The 21,127-nt window shown below is 37.7% G+C and carries 22 protein-coding genes and 1 pseudogene; 20 read left to right on the top strand and 3 right to left on the bottom strand.

Annotated features, from left to right (window positions below; genetic code table 11):
• Window positions 1-95: 95 nt before the first annotated feature.
• Window positions 96-398: pseudogene (locus MKL32_RS13180) on the top strand (MFS transporter); the annotation flags it as partial.
• A gap of 40 nt (window positions 399-438) precedes the next feature.
• Here MKL32_RS13180 and MKL32_RS13175 read toward each other — a convergent pair.
• Both MKL32_RS13175 and MKL32_RS13170 read right to left on the bottom strand, forming a co-directional pair.
• Window positions 439-1,032, bottom strand: a complete 594-nt coding sequence (locus MKL32_RS13175; protein WP_004962694.1) for a Maf family protein — start codon at window positions 1,030-1,032, stop codon at window positions 439-441.
• Complete coding sequence (locus tag MKL32_RS13170; protein ID WP_004911941.1) at window positions 1,032-1,415, bottom strand: DUF2237 family protein; 384 nt, start codon at window positions 1,413-1,415, stop codon at window positions 1,032-1,034. Before MKL32_RS13170 ends, MKL32_RS13175 begins: the two co-directional genes overlap by 1 nt.
• Window positions 1,416-1,555: 140 nt before the next feature.
• On the opposite strand from MKL32_RS13170, the gene MKL32_RS13165 reads away from it, so the two are divergent.
• Together MKL32_RS13165 and MKL32_RS13160 are read left to right on the top strand one after the other, a co-directional pair.
• Window positions 1,556-2,743 carry a phosphoglycerate kinase gene (locus tag MKL32_RS13165; RefSeq protein ID WP_004911938.1) on the top strand — a complete coding sequence of 396 codons (1,188 nt, stop codon included), beginning with the start codon at window positions 1,556-1,558 and terminating at the stop codon, window positions 2,741-2,743.
• 154 nt (window positions 2,744-2,897) lie between these two features.
• On the top strand, window positions 2,898-3,140 hold the full coding sequence (locus MKL32_RS13160; RefSeq protein WP_004911935.1) for a hypothetical protein: 243 nt from the start codon (window positions 2,898-2,900) through the stop codon (window positions 3,138-3,140).
• Between the two features lie 74 nt (window positions 3,141-3,214).
• On the opposite strand, the gene MKL32_RS13155 is transcribed toward MKL32_RS13160, so the two are convergent.
• Window positions 3,215-3,598, bottom strand: a complete 384-nt coding sequence (locus MKL32_RS13155) for a hypothetical protein (protein ID WP_004911933.1) — start codon at window positions 3,596-3,598, stop codon at window positions 3,215-3,217.
• Window positions 3,599-3,793: 195 nt separating this feature from the next.
• On the opposite strand from MKL32_RS13155, the gene MKL32_RS13150 reads away from it, so the two are divergent.
• The 17 genes from MKL32_RS13150 to ahpF all read left to right on the top strand — a co-directional run.
• Window positions 3,794-4,372 carry a nitroreductase family protein gene (locus MKL32_RS13150; protein ID WP_004962686.1) on the top strand — a complete coding sequence of 193 codons (579 nt, stop codon included), beginning with the start codon at window positions 3,794-3,796 and terminating at the stop codon, window positions 4,370-4,372.
• A 51-nt stretch (window positions 4,373-4,423) separates the two neighbouring features.
• The gene (locus MKL32_RS13145; RefSeq protein WP_004962683.1) at window positions 4,424-5,497 is read left to right on the top strand and encodes an NAD(P)H-dependent glycerol-3-phosphate dehydrogenase; all 1,074 of its coding nucleotides are present in this window, start codon (window positions 4,424-4,426) and stop codon (window positions 5,495-5,497) included.
• A 56-nt stretch (window positions 5,498-5,553) separates the two neighbouring features.
• Window positions 5,554-6,009 carry a phosphohistidine phosphatase SixA gene (gene sixA, locus MKL32_RS13140; RefSeq protein ID WP_004911924.1) on the top strand — a complete coding sequence of 152 codons (456 nt, stop codon included), beginning with the start codon at window positions 5,554-5,556 and terminating at the stop codon, window positions 6,007-6,009.
• 44 nt (window positions 6,010-6,053) lie between these two features.
• Window positions 6,054-7,193, top strand: coding sequence for a type II secretion system protein GspL (gene gspL, locus MKL32_RS13135; RefSeq protein ID WP_004962679.1), 1,140 nt, complete (start codon window positions 6,054-6,056; stop codon window positions 7,191-7,193).
• Window positions 7,193-7,672, top strand: a complete 480-nt coding sequence (gene gspM, locus MKL32_RS13130; protein WP_004911921.1) for a type II secretion system protein GspM — start codon at window positions 7,193-7,195, stop codon at window positions 7,670-7,672. Before gspL ends, gspM begins: the two co-directional genes overlap by 1 nt.
• A 250-nt stretch (window positions 7,673-7,922) precedes the next feature.
• Window positions 7,923-8,930: a quinone-dependent dihydroorotate dehydrogenase gene (locus MKL32_RS13125; protein WP_004911919.1), complete on the top strand. Its 1,008-nt coding sequence runs from the start codon at window positions 7,923-7,925 to the stop codon at window positions 8,928-8,930.
• Window position 8,931: 1 nt separating this feature from the next.
• Window positions 8,932-9,525 carry a CvpA family protein gene (locus tag MKL32_RS13120; RefSeq protein WP_004911917.1) on the top strand — a complete coding sequence of 198 codons (594 nt, stop codon included), beginning with the start codon at window positions 8,932-8,934 and terminating at the stop codon, window positions 9,523-9,525.
• 40 nt (window positions 9,526-9,565) lie between these two features.
• Window positions 9,566-11,104 carry an amidophosphoribosyltransferase gene (gene purF / locus MKL32_RS13115; protein WP_004962671.1) on the top strand — a complete coding sequence of 513 codons (1,539 nt, stop codon included), beginning with the start codon at window positions 9,566-9,568 and terminating at the stop codon, window positions 11,102-11,104.
• Window positions 11,105-11,208: 104 nt separating this feature from the next.
• Window positions 11,209-13,098, top strand: a complete 1,890-nt coding sequence (locus tag MKL32_RS13110; RefSeq protein WP_005402427.1) for a hypothetical protein — start codon at window positions 11,209-11,211, stop codon at window positions 13,096-13,098.
• A gap of 123 nt (window positions 13,099-13,221) precedes the next feature.
• Entirely contained in the window at window positions 13,222-14,022 is an 801-nt protein-coding gene (locus MKL32_RS13105; protein ID WP_004911912.1) for an undecaprenyl-diphosphate phosphatase, read from the top strand.
• Between the two features lie 104 nt (window positions 14,023-14,126).
• Window positions 14,127-14,924 (top strand): PaaX family transcriptional regulator C-terminal domain-containing protein, encoded by a 798-nt coding sequence (locus MKL32_RS13100; RefSeq protein ID WP_005402428.1) that lies wholly within the window; start codon window positions 14,127-14,129, stop codon window positions 14,922-14,924.
• 117 nt (window positions 14,925-15,041) lie between these two features.
• Complete coding sequence (locus tag MKL32_RS13095) at window positions 15,042-16,025, top strand: fatty acid desaturase family protein (protein WP_042893046.1); 984 nt, start codon at window positions 15,042-15,044, stop codon at window positions 16,023-16,025.
• Between the two features lie 21 nt (window positions 16,026-16,046).
• A complete protein-coding gene (locus tag MKL32_RS13090; RefSeq protein WP_004911902.1) occupies window positions 16,047-16,460 on the top strand; it encodes a PaaI family thioesterase in 414 nt (137 codons plus the stop codon).
• 123 nt (window positions 16,461-16,583) lie between these two features.
• Window positions 16,584-17,360 carry a tellurium resistance protein gene (locus MKL32_RS13085; RefSeq protein WP_126132361.1) on the top strand — a complete coding sequence of 259 codons (777 nt, stop codon included), beginning with the start codon at window positions 16,584-16,586 and terminating at the stop codon, window positions 17,358-17,360.
• Window positions 17,361-17,372: 12 nt separating this feature from the next.
• Entirely contained in the window at window positions 17,373-18,500 is a 1,128-nt protein-coding gene (locus tag MKL32_RS13080) for a toxic anion resistance protein (RefSeq protein ID WP_126132360.1), read from the top strand.
• 24 nt (window positions 18,501-18,524) lie between these two features.
• Window positions 18,525-19,439 (top strand): hypothetical protein, encoded by a 915-nt coding sequence (locus MKL32_RS13075; RefSeq protein WP_204379239.1) that lies wholly within the window; start codon window positions 18,525-18,527, stop codon window positions 19,437-19,439.
• A gap of 129 nt (window positions 19,440-19,568) precedes the next feature.
• Window positions 19,569-21,127 (top strand): alkyl hydroperoxide reductase subunit F (ahpF, locus tag MKL32_RS13070; protein ID WP_270900642.1); only part of this gene is annotated, 1,559 nt, incomplete at its 3' end.

Genomic DNA, 21,127 nt, shown 5'->3' with positions numbered 1-21,127 from the left:
TCTCCTATGCAAAAAGAATAGACGAAATTTGTCTAGGAGAGTGGTGGCAGTCCAAAGAATAGACGAAATTTGTCTAGGAGAGTGGTGGCAGTCCAGGTGCAGGTCTAGGCATTGCCTTTTTCGATTTGATGTTGTCATGGTTCTACGCAAACTCGATTATGCTACCAACTAATGTACCGCATAGCATGATTGAACAGTTGAGCAGTTCGATTGGTGAGGCAGTTCAAGCTGCTAAGCAATTAGATCCTACGATTGCTCATCATGTAATTACAGCTGCGAAGCAGGCATTCAGTCAATCGCATCGTTCAGTATTGAATGTCGCTGCTTTATTGTTTTTGATTTTATCGATTTTTATTTTGTTTACATTGCCAAAGAAAGTAATCGCAATTGATGAGTAGCAATCACCCTTATCCAAAGCAAGCTTGGGTAAGGGAACTCTTAAGGAACATTGATTCTAAACTCTCGTAATATCTTACAAAGTTGAATCATTGGTAGTCCCATTAAAGTGGTTTGATCATCACCAATCATTTTTTCAAATAGGCTGATACCCAAGCTTTCACATTTAAAACTACCAGCGCAATTTAAAGGCTGATCAATTTCAATATACCGTTTTATTTCGTTTAATGTGAGCTCTCGAAATTTAACTTGATAATGTTCAACTAGTGTCGTCTCAAAACCTGAATCTAGGTGTTGAACACTAAGCGCCGTACTGAAAAAAACAGTTTTTCCTGAGTTTAATTGGAGCTGTTGAATTGCTTTTTCAATTGATAGCGGCTTGCCAATAAAATCCGATGGGGTATGTTCACGCCATGCGACTTGATCAGAACCAATCACAATCGCATTGGGATGTTGCTGTGAAATAACTTTTGCTTTTTCATAAGCTAAACGTTTTGCTAAATCATCAGCATGAAGTTCATCTTTAGCCGATTCATCAATATCTGGTGAAATGCTACGATAATCCAAGCGTAAACGATCCATTAAATCTTTACGTGTTTGGCTGCTTGATGCCAATATTAATTCAATATTGCTCATCAAACTGCGTATTCCACTAAAACATTCAGTGGTACGTAATGTAGAACGGCATTGTGGCAGGCATTTAACTTAATAGGTGGAGCATGCCCAGCTTGATAAGCTTCAACCCAACGAGTCACACATATACACCAAAAATCACCAGGTTTTAGCCCAGGAAAGCCTACTTCAGGTAATGGTGTAATTAAATCATTACCAACTTTTTGAGAGAAGTTCAAAAAATCTGAGGTCATTTGAGCACACATGGTATGTTGACCTAGATCGGTGATCGCCGTGTGGCAGAAACCATTGCGAAAATATCCAGTTATCGGATCGTAACAGCAACTCGCTAAAGGCTCACCAAGTACATTTAAACGATTAATTTTAGGATCTGGATGTATAGACATAATATGTATATAGATTTAATGACGATGTTTATCATAATCAAAAGTGACGCTTTCGCCAGCTTTTCTGCAAAAAAACTCACCTTTATTTTTGAGAATCATTTAAAATTGTGCCGTTTTTAAAATCAACTAGAGAGCCATCCATGAATTTTCAGCGCATGACTGACCTTGATTTAGCAGGTAAACGTGTTCTTATTCGTGAAGACTTAAACGTACCTGTAAAAAATGGGGAAATTACCAGCGATGCACGTTTACGTGCTGCATTGCCAACCATCAAAGCGGCTGTAGAAAAAGGCGCAGCAGTTATGGTGTTTTCTCATCTTGGTCGTCCTGTAGAGGGTGAGCCAAAACCAGAACAATCTCTTGCACCTGTAGCAGCGTATTTAACGAAAGCTTTAGGTCAAGAAGTAAAATTATTTACTGATTACTTAGATGGTGTGGAAGTTGCTGCGGGTCAAGTTGTTTTGCTTGAAAACGTGCGTTTCAACCATGGTGAAAAGAAAAATAACGAAGAGCTTGCAAAAAAATATGCAGCGCTTTGTGATGTATTTGTTATGGATGCATTTGGTACGGCACACCGTGCTGAAGCATCAACTGAGGGTGCAGCACGTTTTGCTCCAATCGCAGCAGCAGGACCTTTATTAGCGGCTGAATTAGACGCTTTAGGTCGTGCAATGCAAACACCAGAAAAACCAATGGTTGCAATTGTTGCTGGCTCTAAAGTTTCAACTAAATTAGATGTATTGAACTCACTTTCTACAATCTGCGATCAATTAATCGTAGGTGGTGGTATTGCGAATACTTTCCTTGCAGCAGCGGGCTTCAATGTAGGTAAATCACTTTATGAAGCTGATTTGGTAGAAACTGCAAAACAAATCGCTGCTAAAGTAAGCGTTCCATTACCAACAGATGTCGTTGTGGCTGATGCAAGTCAAATTGATTTTGGTGACTTCCTAGGTTCTTTAGCAAATGCACAAGCAATTGTTAAAAAAGTAGAAGATGTTGCTGATACTGACATGATTTTAGATGTTGGTCCTGAAACAGCGAAAGCATTTGCTGAGATCTTAAAAACATCTAAAACAATCCTTTGGAATGGTCCAGTAGGTGTGTTTGAGGTAGATCAGTTTGGTGAAGGTACTAAAGCGCTTTCATTAGCAATAGCTGAATCTGCAGGTTTTTCAATTGCAGGCGGTGGTGACACACTTGCTGCGATTGATAAATACGAAGTTGCAGATCAAATCGGTTATATCTCGACAGGTGGTGGAGCTTTCTTAGAGTTTGTGGAAGGTAAAACTTTACCAGCTGTTGCCGTTTTACTTGAGCGTGCATAGTTGTTACTAATCTTTTGATTTATATACAAAGATAGAAAAGAAGAGCCGATGTAAATCGGCTCTTTTACTTTTATATTACAAATCAGTCATAAAACTGTCACATATTTGAAATATGCTTGTCATCAACTTAACCAAGTAACTGTGGAAAGCCGTGATGAAATTTAAATTAACTCTTGCCGCTTTAATTATTGCTCCAATCATGTTAACTGCATGTGCAAAAAAAGAAGAAGCGAACAACGCTGAACAGCAAGAACAAGCAGCTTCAACTGTATCTACACAGACTACTCCAGAACAACAAGCTGCGATTGATGCAATCGACAAACCGAATTTAGATGAGAAAAATACTGATGTTGTCGAAAGTGCAGCATCAGAAGTTGCAGCGAGCGAAGTTCAATAAGCTCCTCGCTAATGAAGTTCAATAAGCTCCTCGCTAATAAAGAAAGCCGATGTGATAACATCGGCTTTCTTTATTTAAGTATTTGCTTTGCAGTAGAAGGTCAATGTTGTTTGATAATCATCATCTTTGGCTAAAGAGGCATTCTTACCTGTTAACGTACCAATTACGCCAGCAGCAGCTTCAACTAATCTTCCAGTTTCTTCATCCACAACATCTTTTAATACACCTTGATATGCTGTTTTTTCGTCCACAACAACAGGGCTAGTATTTCGCGTACAGGTCTTTTGAGCTGCGCTAATCGCATTATTTTTAGAGATTAGGTTGGTTTTACCAATCCCAGTGACTTCATATTGATTATTTTCTTTTTGTATTGCCAAAGTGTTGGTTGGGGTAGATGCACAAGCTGTTAAACCAATTGCCAAGCCGCCAATTAAACTCATTACTAATGCTTTATTCATTGCTTATTCTCAGGTCGTTAGATAGTTGTATTATTTGAACATATAATTTTTGAACGCTTTTGCAGGTTATGTACAGTTTGTAGTGAGGCTCTGTTAAATTTCTCAAATTGATGATTAAGCAGGGATTAAACGTGGTGGAAAATAGTGAGATTATGCTAATCTAGCAAAATCCATGTGTTAGTTAGATTCATTTAAATGACGGACTCAAATATAGAGACAATTCATCAAAATATTCATCAACGTCAATCTATTGGGCAATTAATTGAGCCAGCACCAAATACACAACAACTTGAAAAAGCAGTGCAAGCTGCACTTACTGCTCCTGACCATCATCGTTTGAAGCCTACTAGATTCGTTGTAGTAACACCTGAATTGCGTGCCGCTTTTGGTGAGCATTTAGCTAAAGCTTTAGCTGATTTAGGTGAAACTGATTCAGCTCAGTTAGAGCGTGTAAAGCAGCATCCTTTTCGTGCACCGTTATTGGTATTAGCATTAACAACTATCCAAGATCATCCAAAAGTTCCGCATTTTGAACAGATTCTAAGTACTGGTGCTGCTGTTCAAAACTTCTTACTCTCTTTGCAAGCTCAAGGTTTTGCTACGATGTGGCGATCTGGTGCTGTCGTGGAGTCTACATGGCTCAAGCATCAATTGGGTTTAAACGACCAAGATCTTATTTCGGGTATTATTTATATTGGAACTGCTGCTAAAGCGATTGCTCCACGCGCAGAGATTGCTACTCAAGATTTCTTAAAAAATTGGCAAGCAAGCTAACTTTTAGATTGAATGATGAACTAAACGAATAAATGAATTTCAGGATAAAAAATGGCAGAGTTAAAATTTAGTGATTTAGTTGAACCAGTTGCAGTAGATCAAAAAACAGCATTAAGAATTACCGTGTTAGGTGGTGGCAGCTTTGGTACAGCAATGGCGAATTTGGCTGTACGTAATGGTTGTGACACGATGATTTGGATTCGTGATGCAGCTGCAGCTGAAGAGATCAACCAAACACATATTAATAAACGTTATTTACCTGATTACACCTTAGAAACGGGTTTGCGTGCGGTTTCTGATTTGGAAGTGGCTGTGCGAGATCGCGATATTATTTTGGTCGCGATTCCAAGTCATTCATTCCGAGATGTGCTCAAGCAAATCGCACCATTTATCACAGCTCAAGCGGTTGTTTCGCTTACGAAAGGAATTGAAGCAAAAACTTTTAGTTTCATGAGTGACATTATTCGCGCAGAGTTGCCTGAAGTACCTTATGGAGTTTTATCAGGGCCAAATTTGGCAAAAGAGATTATGGCGGGTATGCCATCTGGTACGGTGATTGCGAGCGAATCAGAACTAGTGCGATATGCGGTTCAGCATGCATTACACAGTGCGCTATTTCGTGTATTTGGTAGCGATGATGTACATGGTGTTGAGCTGGGCGGTGCATTGAAAAATATTTACGCAGTCGCAATGGGGATGGGGGCTGCTTATAATATTGGTGAAAATACTAAGAGTATGATTTTAACTCGTGCTTTAGCAGAAATGAGTCGTTTTGCTGTCAAGCAAGGTGCTAATCCATTGACGTTCTTAGGACTGTCAGGTGTTGGAGATTTGTTTGCAACTTGCAATAGTCCATTGAGCCGTAATTATCAAATTGGTTATGCACTTGGTTCTGGAAAAACACTTGTTGAAGCAACTAAAGCATTAGGTCAGACTGCTGAAGGGATTAACACGATTGTACAAGTGCGTGCCAAAGCTCAAGAATTAGATGTATACATGCCAATTACCAATGCATTGTATGAAGTTATTTTTGAGAATGCACCGCCGATGACAATTGCGCTTTCTCTAATGAAAAATGGTCATCGCAGTGATGTTGAATTTGTTTTGCCTCACCATGAAGTCTAATCAAAAAAATGTCATCATATTTGGTTAAACTCAAGCATTAATAATAAGGTATTTATATGCAATTAACATTAGTACGACATGGTGAAGCGTCTCCTGCGATTAATGGTGATGATATGCAACGTCCTCTGACAGAGCGTGGACATCAGCAAGCTGAAGAAACAGGAAACTTCTTAAAAGATATTATTCAGCCAGAAATTTTTGTAGTTAGTCCATTGCTACGTGCACAAGAAACTTTGGCACATATCAAAGCGCATTTTGAGGGTGTTCCTGTTTTAATTTGCGATAAAATTAAACCAGATGATGATGCTAAAGATGCGATAGAATGGCTATCAAAATTATCATATGAATCAATTGCAGTTGTATGCCATATGAATGTAGTAGGGCATATTGCGGAGCAATTAACGCATGAGAATTTTAATCCATTTGCATTAGCTGAAGCTCGAATTTATGATCAGACAGTGATTGCAAATGGCTTATCAACACAGAAAAAAAGTTTTACGCCAACAATATAAAATCTTATATCCTATATTTGGATGAAAAAGGGTACTAAACACCGATGCTGTATTTATGGATGCCTGAAACCAATGGAACATGGTATTGGTCGACTGGAGAAAATTGGTTACAGGCCAACAGCCTAGAACAATTAATTCAAGACTTACATGAGCACAACGGAAAAGAAGCCGTCGTTTATTTTCCAAGTCGAAATGCTCAATTAATGCAGCAAACTATGACGAAGTTGCATTTCAAGCAATTAGGTCAAGAAGGCGTTAAGTATTTGCTTGAAGAGTTTGTTACGCTTCCGATTGATCAAATGAAAATAGTACATCATTTTCAAAATGATCAACTCAGTGTGCTCGGTGTTGCTCAATCTACTATTGAAACTTGGCAACATGCTTTAAGCCTATTACCAATACAAATTATCGCTTTTTTACCTGATTTTTTAATATTGCCAGAACCTGAGCCGAATCAAATCATCATTGCAAATTTGTACGGTAATCTACTTGCAAGAGAAAATGAATGGTCAGGTAATTCAATAGATGATTTGGCACTATTCTTAGAATTTCAAAATCCTGCTACTGAATACAAATTTGCAAATTTAAGTCCTACACAATTGGACTGTTTAGCTGCAGCATCAACACAAGATCAAGTAACAGAATTTAGTTATCAATTTCATAGCCTAAATCGTCCTAAGCAACATCCATTGAATGTCTTGCCAAAAGCAAAAAATAAAGAAGTTGAATGGTCAGGTTACTGGAAAGCTGCTGCATATGTATTGGTTGCAGTCATTTGTGTTCAGTTAGTTTATGATGGTTTACGTTGGTCTAAATTAAAACGCGTTGCTGATCAAACTGCGGTTCAGGCGATTGATCAATATAAATATTGGTTTGGTGAAAATAGTCGAGTAAATGAGCAAAATATTAAAAGTCAGTTTGAAAGCCAGTTAAGAATGAGTCAGCTTGGAGATACACAGGCTTTATCTTTATTGAGCCGAGTTGGTCCTATTCTTATGCAAAAGCAAATTGTGGCTCAGCAAGTGAGTTATGATGCATCTGTGTTAGCGATGTCGCTCAAGGCAAAATCAGCGGATGATCTTCAGGGCTTAGCGCAACAATTAAATCAACAAGGATTTCAGGCTGAACTTGGTAATGTTCAAGCTGATACAGTCGGCGCAATTGGCTTGGTTAAGATTAAATAATGAAAGCATTGAATAATATACAAAACCGTATTGATCAAAATATTGAAAGATTAAATCACTATCTTCAAGGACTATCGGTTCGTGAACGAGTCATGGTTGTTTTTACAGCAGTGTTTTTAACTGTTGTCATTATAGGTTTTGCATTGTGGAAAATGCATTCTCTTGCCGATCAGCAGCAAAATCGTTTAAATGAGCTGAAAGATTTAACGGTTTGGATGCAAAGTAACGCAGCAACAATGAAACCAGCAAATGATCTGGATCTTTCTCCTGCAGATAAGATACAGCGTACTGCTCAGCAACAGGGTTTAGCAGTATCATCACAACAAAATGGCGATCAAATACAATTGATTGCAGAACATCAAAATTATGCGGTACTTGCGAATTTCTTGATGCAACTCTCTCAAATGGGTTTAAGTATTCAAAAAATGGATATGATTTCTACCAATAATCAGATCAAATTAACGGCAACGGTGCAATAAATCATTTCTAATTTCTAGATATTTATTTTTACTAAAAATTGAGATATGCCAGCATTTAGCTTTTTTAAAGGCTTTTACATTAAGTACAGCCATATTTTTAAATCTAGATTTTTCCAATTACTGTTTTAAGTATTGATTCAAGGCGCATTAAAGCAACGACTCTACAAAATAAGCGCCTGTCAAGCATGGTGTTTTGTTTAGCCTAAGCCTATAATACGCATACTTGAAAAATCAGTAGACTGTGATTGGTATGTTATATTCATTGGCCCGCCCTCTGTTGTTTACTTTAGCACCAGAGCGTGCACATGAACTCACACTTTCTATGCTCGACAAAGCTTATAAGCTAGGTTTTATGCATCAAAAAGTTGCAAATAAACCTGTAACTTGTATGGGAATTGAATTTCCAAATCCAGTAGGTTTAGCTGCTGGTTTAGATAAGAACGGTGCACACATTGATGCATTGGCAGCACTAGGTTTTGGTTTTATTGAAATTGGTACAATCACACCACGACCTCAAGCAGGAAATCCTCAACCACGTTTATTCCGTATTCCAGAAGCCAAAGCAATTATTAACCGTATGGGATTTAATAATGATGGGGTGGACAAGCTTGTTGAGAATGTCAAAGCTTCAAAATTCAAAGGTATTCTAGGCATTAATATCGGTAAAAATGCGGATACTCCTGTCGAAGATGCAGTATCAGATTATCTAATTTGTTTAGAAAAAGTTTATAACTACGCATCATACATCACTGTGAATATTTCATCTCCAAATACAAAAAACTTACGCAGTTTGCAAAGTGGCGATGCGTTAACAGAGTTGTTACAAACATTGAAAGATAGACAACTAGAACTTGCTGAACAATATAATCATTATGTTCCTTTGGTTCTTAAAGTTGCACCAGATTTAACGATTGAAGATATTAATTTTATTTCTACACAATTACTGAAATTTAAAATTGATGGGTTAATTGTAACCAACACTACGCTTGGAAGAGAAGGTGTTGAAAATCTCCTGAATGGAAATGAAGCTGGTGGATTATCAGGTGCACCAGTGTTTGAAAAAAGTACTGAATGTTTACGCCAATTTTCTAAGATCCTAGATGGGCGTATGCCTTTAATAGGTGTTGGTGGAATCGTTTCTGGTGATCAAGCCGTTATTAAACAGCAAGCTGGCGCAAGCTTAATACAAGTCTACAGTGGATTGATTTATACAGGTCCAACACTTGTTAAAGATTGTGTTGATGCGATGACAGTGTGAAATGAACACGCTTGATATCATTATTCTGATCATTTTGCTCATTGGAGGGCTAAACGGTTTGCGTCAAGGATTTATCAAAGCCTTTGCGAACTTGATCGGATGGATATTTGCATTGATCATTGGGGCAAAATACGCAGTCATACTGGCACCTGCCATGAGCAGTTTAAGCCAAGACCCTGTAGTGCAAAAAATTGCAGCATTTGCATTTATTGTGCTCATCATTGTTGTCTGTACATGGGTTATTACCGCGCTTTTAAATGGTCTCTTGAAAAGTTTGAAATTGGGCCCATTAAATCGTTTAGCAGGTGGTGCTTTTGGTTCTTTAAAAGGTCTACTTATTGTTTTGATTGCCATGCAAGGTGTGGGACCATGGGTTGACAGCTCTCCGCATTGGAAGCAATCAAAATTTGTACAAATCTTATTGCCATATGCTCCTTTAGCGACAGAGTTGTCTAAAGATGCTGCAAATCAAGCGATACACGAAATGACATCTGAAGGTGCTTTGTTACATCGCCCTTCTTCAGAAATGGACGAATCGGAGCGTGCTTCCACAGAGCAAGCTGCTGATCATTCGACAAAAAACCCTTTTTATTAAGTGGGGTTGAACCCCATTCCAAGCTTGTCGCGAGGTTATTATGTGTGGAGTTGTTGGGATAGCCGGTAAATCACCAGTGAACCAAATGTTATTTGATGCCTTGACGATGTTACAACATCGCGGACAAGATGCAGCAGGTATAGTAACTTGTCATCAAGGGCGTTTATTCCTCCGCAAAGATAATGGTATGGTACGTGATGTATTCCATACTCGTCATATGCGAGCTTTACTTGGCAACTATGGTATTGGGCATGTGCGTTACCCTACAGCAGGCTCTTCAAGTAGTGCAGAAGCTCAACCATTTTATGTAAATTCACCATATGGTATTACCCTTGCTCACAATGGTAACTTAACCAATGCGGCAGAAATTCATGATGACTTGTTCAAAACAGATCTGCGTCATATGAATACTGATTCTGACTCAGAGGTTTTACTTAACGTATTTGCTCATGAATTACAGAAAATTGGTACTTTAAATCCAACACCTGATGATATTTTTCATACAGTTACTCGCGTACATGAGCGTTGTAAAGGTGCTTATGGCGTTGTAGCGATGATTACTGGACATGGATTAGTTGGTTTCCGTGATCCAAATGGTATTCGTCCTTTAGTTTATGGTTCTCGTGAAACTGATCAAGGCGTTGAATATATTATTGCCTCTGAGTCAGTTGCAATCACCGCGCTTGGCTTTAAAGTAGAGCGTGATATTGCACCTGGTGAAGCGGTCTTTATCAATTCAGATGGTCAATTGTTTACTAAACAATGTGCAGCAAATCCAGAATACCGTCCATGTATTTTTGAATATGTTTATTTTGCACGACCAGATGCAACGATTGATGGGATTTCAGTCTATAAATCTCGTTTGAAAATGGGCGAGAAGTTAGCCTATAAAATCTTGAAAGAATGGGGCGAGCAACACGATATTGATGTAGTTATTCCGATTCCTGATACAAGCCGTACATCTGCTTTAGAACTTGCTAATATTTTAGGTGTGAAGTTCCGTGAAGGTTTTATGAAAAACCGTTATATCGGGCGTACCTTCATTATGCCAGGACAACAGCAACGTAAGAAATCAGTTCGTCAAAAGTTGAACCCTGTTGAACTAGAATTTAAAGATAAGAATGTATTACTTGTTGATGACTCGATTGTTCGTGGTACAACCTGTAATGAAATTATCCAAATGGCTCGTGATTCTGGTGCGAAAAAAGTGTTTTTTGCATCGGCTGCACCTATGGTCAAATATCCAAATGTGTATGGTATTGATATGCCAGCAAAATCTGAATTGATTGCTTCAGATCGTACTGTAGAAGAGATTCGTGAGATTATTGGCGCTGATCGTCTAATTTTCCAAGATTTGGAAGATTTGAAAAATGCAGTTCGCACAAGTAAAGTTCCGCATCTCAGAGAGTTTGATTGTTCTGTATTTGATGGTGTATACGTTGCTGGCGGGATTGATAGTGATTATTTGATCAATCTTGAACAAAAACGTAATGATAGTGCGAAGAAAAAAGCTGATGGCTATATCGATGTGAATATTGATGCTGCTTCAGTGGATTTAACTGGTATTCGAGAAGAGTAAAATTACTTTAATATCGAGAAAAGCGGGAATTTCCCGCTTTTTTATTTTATGATACTCAAGGCATAAAGCCTCTTACCCAAACAATGTAATAAGGAAAATTTACATTGAAAGAAATGAGCCATTATTTAATTGAAAATAAGAATATTGCTTGGTCAGTAAGCTTTTGTATTCTTGCAATGTTACTTACATTATTTATTCTCAATTGGATTTTGGGTTTAGTTGTTCATTTCTTTGATTATACTCAGCCGATTTGGTGGCATTTTTTAAGTCCTTATTTTATTTGTTTATTATTTTTAGTATTAGTATGGTCAGTAGGTGCTGAACTGTATGTCCTGCGTGAGGGTGGACACTCTCTAGCAAAGCAATTAAAAGCACGTCGATTGGTTTTTGATGAAAGTACTCCTGAAGAAAATACTGCTCTGAGAGTTGTTGAACAAGTTGCAAAAAGTTTTTCGATAGATACACCTGCAGTGTATGTACTGCCAGATGAGATTGGCGTAAATGCGCTAACAGCTGGTTTTAAGTCGCAAGATATCGCAATTATTTTGACGTGGGGTGCATTACAGAACTTGGATGAGCTTGAGCTATATGGATTGCTGAGTTATGAGTTTAATCAAATTCTATCAGGCGAAGCTGTTGAAAACACGAAGTTAAAAATCTTATACAGTGGTCTAACAACATTTAGTCAGTGGGGCAGTAAATTAGCTCAAGCGGGATACAGCCCGTATGCCACATTATATAGAAATAAATTTGAAACTATTTTTGTCGCAATTGGTGGTGTGATTTGGTTGATTGGGAGTTGGGGTATTTTAATTACCCGTCTAATCAAATATTTAACTCTAAGTGGACGTACATTTAGAAATGATCTGAAGACCATGAAACTAATGAATAATAATGCCAACGTTCAAACATTGTTGCGTATTTATGTTCATCACTCAGGTTCACAAATTCATAGTGCATATTCAGAATCAATTTCTCATATGTGTTTTGCAAACTCATTAAGTCCACAAAGCTGGATGAATATTCATCCAAGTATTAAAGATCGAATCTTTGAATTAAATCCAACATTATTGCAAGACCTACAATTAGAAAACCTGAGAAAATTGCGTAATCGTCCTTTATTTAGTCTGTTTCGTTCTTTAGAAGAAGAGCTGACAGATATGACAGTTCCTTGGAGTTCACCTCAGCCTTTACCTTTACTTAGATTGTCACCCATTAGTTTTGCCTTAAATGATGCAATTAAACCACTCAATCCAGAGCTTCGAAAAAATAAAAAACGTCCTGAGCTGATTCAGCGTGCGATGCAAACAGCTACGGGTTCTAGAGAAGTCATGGTTGCGATTTTAATGATTCGTCAATATCGTGAATTTATTCCACAAGAAGCGGCAGTGAGTCATGCAATCGTAGATGCGTTACTCAATTTAGATGGTCGTATCCATGTTCAGATTTTTCATGATGCTTGTAAAAACATTGGGCACATGCCGACAAGTATTGCACGTCAGTTTCTCACTAAGCTTGCTTGTATTATTCAAGAAGATGGAGAGGTTGGTTTATTAGATGCGTTGCTTTTAGAGAAAGTGAAGCATGAATTGAATTTGATGCCAGCCCATCTGCCTACAGCATTTGAAGATGTAAAATCACAAATTGTTCATTTAATTGATGCGCTGTTGCACGTCCAGCAAATCAATAGTCCAAACCAATTAGAAGTTCGTGAACGAATTTTACAGCAAATTTTGACAGTTGAAGAAATGCAAGTTTATGCGGATATTTCTGATGAACCTTTAGATCTAGCGGAAATTCTAAATGATGTTTCAGGTTTGCTATTACGAGATCGACTCAATATCTTGGCAATTGCAGAAAGATGCTTATGGAGTGATCGTATCATCACTCAAGATGAATTAGATGTTTTGGAACTTTTATATTGGCGCTTGGGTTTTGATACTCAGGATGTAGTTGAACAGATGCTGAAGAAAAATAGTTTGATGATTATTTGATGCTGCTATCAAAAATTGACTATTTATTTGATCAAAGGTTACGTGACAAACACATAATTTGGTCTGATTTCAGAGTAAGCTTGCCATTTATTTTTATTTTGTATTGTGTGTTTTGAGTAAGTTATGGAACATATTGAAATTTTAAAAGCTTTGTTTCTAGGTTTTATTGAGGGTCTCACCGAATTTCTACCGATTTCAAGTACAGGACATTTAATCCTGTTCGGTCATTTAATTGATTTCCATTCAGATGATGGTCGAGTATTTGAAGTCGTTATTCAGCTAGGTGCAATTTTGGCGGTATGTTGGTTATATCGCCAAAAAATCTTTAATTTACTCAAAGGTTTTTTTAGTGGTGATGCAGAGGCTCGACACTTTGCATTTAGTGTTTTGATTGCATTTTTCCCTGCTGTGATTATTGGGGTTTTCGCTGTTGATTTCATCAAGAGTGTGCTTTTTAGTCCTTTAGTGGTCGCGATTGCTCTAATCGTTGGTGGTCTTATCATTTTCTGGGTTGAAGCCAAGAATTTTGATCATAAAACAACTGAAGCGACAAAAATCACCTATAAACAGGCGTTATTAGTGGGTTGTGCGCAATGTGTGGCGATGATTCCTGGAACATCTCGTTCAGGTGCAACCATTGTTGGTGGTATGTTTGCAGGCCTATCGCGTAAAGCAGCAACAGAGTTTTCTTTCTTCTTGGCGATGCCAACGATGTTAGGTGCTGCGACATTTGATTTAATTCGTAATGCTGATGTTCTCACACAAGACAATATGCTGAATATTGGTGTTGGTTTTGTGGCTGCGTTTATTTCTGCATTGTTGGTAGTTAGTGCTTTAGTTAAATTTGTTGAACGTCATACTTTGCGTGTATTTGCTTGGTACCGCATTGTTTTGGGTGTAATTTTACTTTTCGTATTCTTATAAATATAAATCAGCCTCTTTTTTTTGATTAGAAAAGAGGCTTTTTTACTAATTTTTGGATCTTATTTTTTTTATATTCACTAGTTATGTATTGGTTAAAACATACTATGACAATAGCAAAACTGAATGCCCGTGATTTGATTGTTGATCTCCTTTTGGGGTTACAAGGACGAGAAATTTCAATCAAGCAGATCATCATTGCAGCTCGACTTTTTGAGATTAGTGAAAATAGCATCAGGGTTGCTGTGACTCGATTATCGAGTGAAGGAGTCATTGAGGCGATTGAGCGCGGCGTCTATCAGTTTACCAATCAGTCACGTGAGTGGGCTGATGTGATGTTAAATCGAAAAAATGGTATTAAACAAACCAAACCATGGAATCAGCAATTTATCGGTGTATTTACAGGGGCTTTGGGAAGAGTCGATCGAACGGCTTTGCATAGAAGAGAACGCGCTTTGAAACATTTGGGATTCAAAGAGTTAGAGCAAGGCATTTATATTCGCCCAGACAATTTAGCAATATCTTTTGAGCAGCTTGTTACTGAACTACATGCTACGGGTCTGGAGCAAACTGCAAAAGTGTGTGCGATCCAGTTTTTCGATGCTCAAACTATAAAAATAATAACTGAACTATGGTCCACCAAGACATTAAATCAAAATTATCAAAAATACGCTCAAATGATTGAACAATGGTTAGAAACAGCGAATGAGTTGGATTTAGATATCGCAACGAAAGAATCTTTATTACTTGGTCGGCAAACAATTTCACAATTAATGAATGATCCATTGTTACCAGAAGATTTTGTTGACGTAAAATTACGCGATCAATTTGCTCAAAGTGTTCAGAGGCTAGATCAAATTGGTTTAGAACTATGGCGAAGATTTTATGAACAGCATGATGAATAGTTAATTTAAAATATTACTAAAAATTTAATTATATTTTGTTGACAGAAATATTACATGTTTTAAAATAAAAATATAAGTTGTGTAGTTTTAAAATTAAAAAAAATATGGGATAAGGATATGAATACGCGTGTTGCTATCAGTGATCTATTCACAAGAGATGAAATCAGTGAGCTAACTAGTAAATCAGATTTACATGGGGGCTGGGCTGTTTTTTCAACTTGGGCTGTGATTGGCGGTACCTTTGCTGCCGTTGCTAGCTTTTGGGACTATGTGCCAGCTTGGGGAAAATTATTATTGTGTATCGTAGCGCTAATCATTCTTGCTGGTAGGCAATTAGCGCTTGCTATTCTTATGCATGATGCTTCGCATCAAAGTTTATTTAAAACTAAGTGGTTGAATGACACATTAACTGATTGGTTATGTGCTCGTCCGATTTGGAATGATTTACATAAATATCGCGCTCATCATATCCGTCATCACAGTAAAACCTCTACTGTTGATGACCCTGATCTAACATTGGTTTCGGGCTTTCCAACTTCCAAAAAATCATTAATGCGCAAATTTATTCGGGATTTATCTGGTTTAACGGGAATTAAATTTGCGATTGGGCGAGTGTTGATGGATATTGAGAAGATGGAATGGACAGTTTCAAATGATCGCCGTTGGATTCCTCAAGATGGACGTCATTGGAGCGATTATGCAAAAACATTTATAAAAAATAGTGGCGGAGCGATAGCCACTAATGCAGCTATTTTCGGAGCATTGTGGGCTTCAGGTCATCCTAAGTTGTATGCATTGTGGATCTTGGCATATCTCACCCCATTTCCTTTGTTTCTCCGTGTCCGTTCAATGGCTGAACATGCAGGAATGCCAACAAGTAATAGTGCTTTAACAAATACTCGTACAACTAAAGCAGGATATTTAGCACGTGCATTAGTCGCGCCAATACATGTTAATTATCATAAAGAACATCATCTTATGGCTGCTGTTCCATATTTCAAATTACCGAAAATGCATCAGATGTTACGTGAGCGCGGACATGTAGAAGAACCGCCAACGTATTGGCAAGTTTTACATGAACTATCTAACCAAGCTGATTAATTCAAGAATAGAGGAATAGATATGCTATTAGCAAAAGAACAGATCATTAGTTTTTTAGCTCAAGAGTTTCCACAAGCACTGGAAAAAACATCAATTGTTGAGATTACCCCAAAAGGTGCAGAGCTATTATATCGTGTCGATCAAAGTGACTTACGCCCCGGACAAACCGTGTCAGGGCCAACATTGATGCTTGTAGCTGATTTTGCATTGTATGTTGCAATTTTAGGTGACTTGGGATTGGTGGCCATGGCAGTCACAACCAATATGACGATTAACTTTTTCCGCAAACCAAACGGAATGCAAAATATCAAAGCTGTTTGTAAATTGATTAAAGTCGGCAAAACTTTAGTGACTGGAGAGGTATGGCTGTATTCAGTTGGAGACGATGAACCTGTTGCTCATGTTATCGGTACATATGCAATTCCAAAGCAATAAAAAATTTTAGAAATAACAACGAATAGAGCAGCAAAACATAACAACAATTCAGTATGAGAATTGGTAAGAACATGCTAAAACTAAGTTTGTTCAAATTTATTTGTTCTTACCATTTTTACTTATATGCCCATAGAACTCGACTTGATACCTCTGTCTCAGATTTCGCTTGACCACGAGCAACTTTTAGCGATTAAGCGAAATGATCTATTGCCTTTGATGGATGATCCGCATCGTTTGAATGCCTATGCCGATCATTTAGTTCAAGCTCAAAGTGTTTTATTGAATGGTATTGACCCTAAATTAAATCAACAGTTAAGTGAAGTTATCTCACAGATTATTCAACAGCTGTCACTTTCAAAAAAGTATCTACGTGGTCGTCGATTCAATGCATTACAAAAATGGCTCGGCATTGATGTGGAGTATGATGCAAGTCAGGTCAAATATTTAAAAGACCTTGATCGCTTAATTGATGAAGCAAATCATTTAAGTCAAAAACTGCAAATAGAAATACAGAAGTCACAATCACGAATACAGCAGGTATTGGGCTTACGAGAACAAATGGCAGCCTATATTGGTGCAGCTCAAGAGTTTTTGAATGAATATCCTGAGTTTAGTCGCCAAAAAACTTTAGATCATTTTCTTGAGCGATTGTCTAAAAAGGTGAATACCTTACAAACTTTACAAACGAGTAATGATATTGCGATCAAACAAATGCAGTTATCTCAGCATTTATCTTTTAGTTTATTAGATCGATTTAAAGAAGCTCAACAAGTTTTGATTCCAGCATGGCAATATCATTTAAAGCAAAGTCGTCACTCAAATTCAAGTATCACTCTTGAAAAATTGGATAAAAGTCGAGAAGATTTGATTCAAAATCTTAAAAAATCATTAGAGAAATAAGAGGGGAAAAGTATGTCAGGTTCAGAATTGACTCAAGCGTCAACTCAAGTCGAATTAAAACAAGAGGAACGCTTTGAACAATTGAATTTAAAAGAGCTAGGATTGCAACCGCATGATTTTGCGGAGGTGATGGATGCACATAAGGAACTCGCTGAGATAAGCACAACTGTTGTAGCTGAATATGGGAAAAATATTGCCAATAAAACATCGACTTATACAGATGAGTTGCTTGATCTCGTTCAAAATAAAGATTTAGACGCAACAGGGCAAAAATTAAATCAAGTTGTTCAGGTTGCTCAGCAATTAAATACTTCGAGTATTTTGAATAAATCTAAAAGTTCAGGATTTTTTGGTGGTTTACTTAGTAAATTTAAAAATGCAAAGCAAAGTTTTGATCAGCATTTTAATACAACCAAAGAACAGATTGATGCTTTAGTTAAAGAAATTGAGAGTTCACAATCTGGTTTGAAAGCACGTGTTGGAACTCTAGACAAAATGTTTGATGCTGTGCAGGAAGAGTATAAACAATTGGGTGTATATATCGCAGCAGGACAATTGAAGCAACAAGATATTCAACAGAAAATTGTGGCCTTAACTAATCAAGAGCAAGATCAGCAGACCATGCAACAAATTTATGATCTCAATCATTTAGCGAATAATCTTGAAAAAAGGGTGAGTGATTTACAGGTACTGCAACAATCTGCAATGCAAACCCTACCCATGATTCGTATTATTCAATCTAATAATTTGATGTTGGTTGATAAATTCTATGCAATAAAAAATATTACATTGCCAGCTTGGAAGAATCAGATTAGCTTAGCGATTTCATTGCAAGAACAGAAAAATAGTGTGCAATTAGCGAAAGCGATTGATGACACGACCAATGATTTACTTCGTCGAAATGCGGAATTATTGCATCAAAACTCAGTTGATACTGCAAAAGCGAATCAACGTTCAGTGATTGATGTTGAAACACTTGAACATGTTCAAAACACCCTCATTAAAACAGTAAATGATGTAATCCAAATCCAGAAAGAGGGAATGCAAAAAAGAGCTGAAGCAACAACGCGTTTGCGTGCATTGCAAGAAAGTCTTAATCATCTCGTTCTGGAAAATAGTGGGCAAACGCCTAAATCTTAAAATTTATTATGAAAGGAAAGATCATTGTCACCCATAAATGATTTAAGTGTGGAACCTATTGATCAGCGTTTGCAGGTGTTGAAAAAACGCCAACGCAATATAGTCATTGGGCTTGCTGCAAGTATAGTCTTGATGGTTTTAACTATTGCGGCATTCTTTCTACAAAAAGAATTTATTTATCGGTTTTTTGATCTTTCATTGCATGTTCAGAGTTTAGATTTACCATATCAAGTACAAGATTTGGTACCTTTTAAACAACCTGTGGATTATTTTTTCAATCTTCTTTCTTGGTTTGGTTGGCTGTTTCTGAAAGTCCTTGTTTCCTTTGTTGGTGCATTTCTAATTGTGCGTTGGGTGAAGAAATTTAAGTTCTTCCAACAGCGATTTCAAGCTTGGACACAGCGTTTTTTGGCATGGATCATTTCGTTTATATTGCTATGGTCAGGATTAAGCTATATTCAATATGATTGGAAGAACGAAACAGATAAAGCTTATCAGCGTTGGATGAGCTATCAAACAAATATTGTCGAAAGCCAAATTGCTCAAGATTTACAAGATATAAATATTTCTCAAACAGAAAAAGCTTATGTCTTAGCTCAGGTTGCTTTGTTACATGATCCGATTGATCGCAAAACTGCGAATATTTATGTCAATCAATTGATCGAAGCTGAGAAAAAGGTTCCCACTGAATTTCGTAAATATGATTTTAAGCCTGAACAATTGTGGGTGATGCAACAACAGCTGTATGGGAAAAGTATTACTTTGATTACTCAACCGCTAGATATCCAAGCGCAGCAAGCAGAAAAAATTTCAAAGTACGTGAATTTCTTTTTGTTGGTCTTTCTAATTATCAATCTCGCAATGAGTGTGGTTTTGTACATGCTAGCTAAGCATTTTAAAAACCGTCGATATCGAATTACGCAGAAACTTGATCTATAAGTTTGTTATGTTCGGTTTGTTCGATTGATATGATGAAAACAACCTGTTTTACCTATTTAAATAATTTGCGTACTATAGCCCCATTGAAAGAATTTAGCTGATTGAATTGCTGAGAATTTGGAGAAAGACATGTTAGATCAAAATATTAAAACTCAATTAAAAGCTTACTTAGAACGTTTAGAAAGTCCAATCGAGTTGGTGGCTGCTTTAGATGAATCCGATAAAGCTGCAAAAATCAAAGAACTCGTGACCGAAATTGCTGAACTTTCTGATCAAGTTACGGCGCGTTTTGACGGTTCAAACGCTCGCCGTCCTAGTTTCGGTGTGGCTAAAGCAGGTGAGCAGCCTCGTGTGTTCTTTGCTGGTTTACCGATGGGACATGAGTTCACCTCTTTGATCTTGGCATTGTTACAAGTTTCAGGTTATGCACCCAAGGTATCTGATGAGGTTTTAAATCAGATTAAAGGCTTGAACTTAAAATCAAACTTTGATGTGTTTGTATCGCTGAGTTGTCACAACTGTCCAGATGTAGTTCAAGCGTTGAACCTGATTGCGATCTATAACCCAGATGCAACTGCGACCATGATTGATGGTGGTTTCTTCCAAGAGGAAGTTGAGGAACGCAAAATATTAGCAGTCCCAATGTTGTTCCAAGACAATCAACATATTGGTCAGGGTCGTATGACTTTGGAAGAAATCATCGCGAAGTTAGATAGTAACTCAGCGGAAAAAGATGCAGCACTTCTCAATGCGAAAGATGCTTTTGATGTATTGGTGATTGGTGGTGGTCCTGCAGGTGGTACAGCTGCGATCTATGCAGCGCGTAAAGGGATCAAAACTGGGATTGTGGCTGAACGTTTTGGTGGTCAAGTCATGGATACCATGGATATTGAAAACTTTACTACGATTCAAAAAACAGTTGGTCCTAAGTTTGCTCAAGACATGGAAGCCCATGTCCGTGAATACGGTGTGGACATCATGAACTTGCAACGTGTCAGCAAGATCACAGGTGCAGATCAGACAACCAATGGTCTGGTTGAAGTTGAATTGGAAAATGGGGCTAAGCTTGAGTCTAAGACCATCATTCTTTCAACAGGCGCACGTTGGAGAGAAATGAATGTACCGGGTGAAGCGGAATACCGTACCCGTGGTGTGGCGTACTGCCCCCACTGTGATGGCCCATTATTCAAAGGCAAACGTGTTGCGGTGATTGGTGGAGGTAACTCGGGTGTAGAAGCTGCGATTGATCTAGCAGGGATTGTTGAGCATGTGACTTTGGTTGAGTTTGATACCAAACTTCGTGCTGACCAAGTCTTACAGGATAAGTTAAATAGCTTGCCGAATACCACAGTTATTACCAATGCTTTAAGTACTGAAGTGGTTGGTGATGGTTCACAAGTGACAGCATTGAAGTATAAAGATCGTGCGACTGATGTAGAACACACAGTAGAACTTGCGGGAATCTTTGTACAAATTGGTTTATTGCCAAATACGGATTTCCTAAAGAACAGTGCAGTTGAACTCAGCAATCGTGGTGAGATTGTGATTAACGATCGTAATGAAACCAATGTACAGGGTGTATTTGCAGCAGGTGACTGTACGACAGTACCATACAAGCAAATCATCATCGCAACAGGCGAAGGTGCGAAAGCTGCATTATCTGCCTTTGATTACATGATTCGTTCTAC

It is taken from the genome of Acinetobacter sp. AOR34_HL (assembly GCF_027854795.1).
In the GTDB taxonomy this organism is placed as follows: Bacteria; Pseudomonadota; Gammaproteobacteria; order Pseudomonadales; family Moraxellaceae; genus Acinetobacter; species Acinetobacter junii.
The sequence above is the reverse complement of the archived record's forward strand: the minus strand, read 5'-3'. Positions and strand labels throughout refer to the sequence as shown.

Bases quoted from the DNA above. Each gene is read 5' to 3' on its own strand.
- MKL32_RS13175 (WP_004962694.1), bottom strand. From the start codon at position 1,032: ATGAGCAATATTGAATTAATATTGGCATCAAGCAGCCAAACACGTAAA.
- MKL32_RS13170 (WP_004911941.1), bottom strand. From the start codon at position 1,415: ATGTCTATACATCCAGATCCTAAAATTAATCGTTTAAATGTACTTGGT.
- MKL32_RS13165 (WP_004911938.1), top strand. From the start codon at position 1,556: ATGAATTTTCAGCGCATGACTGACCTTGATTTAGCAGGTAAACGTGTT.
- MKL32_RS13160 (WP_004911935.1), top strand. From the start codon at position 2,898: ATGAAATTTAAATTAACTCTTGCCGCTTTAATTATTGCTCCAATCATG.
- MKL32_RS13155 (WP_004911933.1), bottom strand. From the start codon at position 3,598: ATGAATAAAGCATTAGTAATGAGTTTAATTGGCGGCTTGGCAATTGGT.
- MKL32_RS13150 (WP_004962686.1), top strand. From the start codon at position 3,794: ATGACGGACTCAAATATAGAGACAATTCATCAAAATATTCATCAACGT.
- MKL32_RS13145 (WP_004962683.1), top strand. From the start codon at position 4,424: ATGGCAGAGTTAAAATTTAGTGATTTAGTTGAACCAGTTGCAGTAGAT.
- sixA (WP_004911924.1), top strand. From the start codon at position 5,554: ATGCAATTAACATTAGTACGACATGGTGAAGCGTCTCCTGCGATTAAT.
- gspL (WP_004962679.1), top strand. From the start codon at position 6,054: ATGCTGTATTTATGGATGCCTGAAACCAATGGAACATGGTATTGGTCG.
- gspM (WP_004911921.1), top strand. From the start codon at position 7,193: ATGAAAGCATTGAATAATATACAAAACCGTATTGATCAAAATATTGAA.
- MKL32_RS13125 (WP_004911919.1), top strand. From the start codon at position 7,923: ATGTTATATTCATTGGCCCGCCCTCTGTTGTTTACTTTAGCACCAGAG.
- MKL32_RS13120 (WP_004911917.1), top strand. From the start codon at position 8,932: ATGAACACGCTTGATATCATTATTCTGATCATTTTGCTCATTGGAGGG.
- purF (WP_004962671.1), top strand. From the start codon at position 9,566: ATGTGTGGAGTTGTTGGGATAGCCGGTAAATCACCAGTGAACCAAATG.
- MKL32_RS13105 (WP_004911912.1), top strand. From the start codon at position 13,222: ATGGAACATATTGAAATTTTAAAAGCTTTGTTTCTAGGTTTTATTGAG.
- MKL32_RS13100 (WP_005402428.1), top strand. From the start codon at position 14,127: ATGACAATAGCAAAACTGAATGCCCGTGATTTGATTGTTGATCTCCTT.
- MKL32_RS13095 (WP_042893046.1), top strand. From the start codon at position 15,042: ATGAATACGCGTGTTGCTATCAGTGATCTATTCACAAGAGATGAAATC.
- MKL32_RS13090 (WP_004911902.1), top strand. From the start codon at position 16,047: ATGCTATTAGCAAAAGAACAGATCATTAGTTTTTTAGCTCAAGAGTTT.
- MKL32_RS13085 (WP_126132361.1), top strand. From the start codon at position 16,584: ATGCCCATAGAACTCGACTTGATACCTCTGTCTCAGATTTCGCTTGAC.
- MKL32_RS13080 (WP_126132360.1), top strand. From the start codon at position 17,373: ATGTCAGGTTCAGAATTGACTCAAGCGTCAACTCAAGTCGAATTAAAA.